The following is a 1,423-nucleotide window of genomic DNA, read 5'->3' as shown; positions in this document are numbered from 1 at the left end:
ATACTCCCACATCCGCACGGACACGATCCGGCCAGTCCCAACGCCATCAGGACCATCAAGCTGCACAGAAAGCATGATCCGATCCTCATCCATGCCATACAGCCCACGCACAGTACCCAGCGTGCCGTTCTTCACCCCCAGGTCCCGGTCATTACGCAGGAAATACACCCTGTCCTCATGCGCAAAACGCCTCTCTCCCTGAACCGTCATCACCGACAGTTCGACATCAGCGTCCAGCTCACCCGCCTCCCTGCGGATCTCCCGCGCCGCTTCGTTCAGCGCCCGCACATCAACACGCCGATGCGCCAGCATGATCTGGCTTTCTTCTGGGGCGGCCTGCCGAGCTTCATCCCACCCGGCCACCACTCCGGCCCGCGCCTCTTCCAGCGTGTCATGCCCACGCACCAGGCCAGCCGCCTCATAGCGACCCAGCGCCTCCCCCGTCCGCCCCGTCGCCAGCTCCTTCGTGGCCGCCTGCTGCCAGCCTTCACGCTGCCGGCGCACGGCGGTGATTTCCACAGACCCGACCCGCTCGGCCACCGCCCGGAACGCACCACCGGCTTCGATCGCCTGCAACTGCTCGGGATCACCTACCAGCACCACCTTGGCCCCAGCACTGCGCGCGGCCGACAGCACCCGCTCCATCTGCCGTGACCCCACCATGCCAGCCTCGTCCACCACCAGCACGTCCCCGCGCTCCAGCAGGTCGAACCCACGTTCCCACGCACGCTCCAGGGAGGCCAACGTCCGGCTTTCGATCCCGGCCCCCGCTTCCAGACCTTCCGCCGCGATCCCCGACAGCGCCGCCCCGCGCACCCGATACCCGGCCTCTTCCCACGCCTCACGGGCCACACCCAGCATGGTGCTCTTCCCCGTCCCGGCATAACCGACCACCACAGACAGGTCGCGGGACTTCGTGACCTCGCCCACCGCCAGCGCCTGCTCATCCCCAAGCCCATCCCGCGCCATCGCCGCCCGACGCACTGCCAGCGGCACCGCATGACCCTGGGACTGCCCCATCGCGAACGATGCCTCTTCCAGACGCTGCTCGACCCCGATCATCGCGCGCGTGGAGAACCGCTCTCGCCCGTGCCCGTCTTTCCCGAGCGCGACCAGCTCCGGACATGCTTCCACCCGAACCATGACAGCACTGAACTGTTCTGCATCTGCCGTATGCCGGTCCACGAACCGCGCCAGATCCTGCCGGGTAAATGTGCTCTGCTGCTTGGTCAGCGCCTCCAGCGCGACATGCGGCTCGGCCAGCAACCTCTCGCCATTGCGTCGCGCGATCTCCAGATGGTCAGCTACCCGCTCCGCGTCCTCGCCCCGCTCTTCCCGACGCATGCCGGCCGGACCGATCTTGTTCTGCGGCTCAAGATCGATCCCCTGTGCCACGAACGACCGATGATCGATCCGCACATCC

At 67.0% G+C, this 1,423-nt stretch carries 1 protein-coding gene; it reads right to left on the bottom strand.

Features of this window, described 5'->3' with window-relative positions; genetic code table 11:
- Positions 1–1,423 (bottom strand): Ti-type conjugative transfer relaxase TraA (gene traA, locus GOB86_RS15430; RefSeq protein ID WP_165993541.1); only part of this gene is annotated, 1,423 nt, incomplete at both ends.

Origin of the sequence: Acetobacter lambici (assembly GCF_011516885.1) — a bacterium.
GTDB lineage: Bacteria > Pseudomonadota > Alphaproteobacteria > Acetobacterales > Acetobacteraceae > Acetobacter > Acetobacter lambici.
The sequence above is the reverse complement of the archived record's forward strand: the minus strand, read 5'-3'. Positions and strand labels throughout refer to the sequence as shown.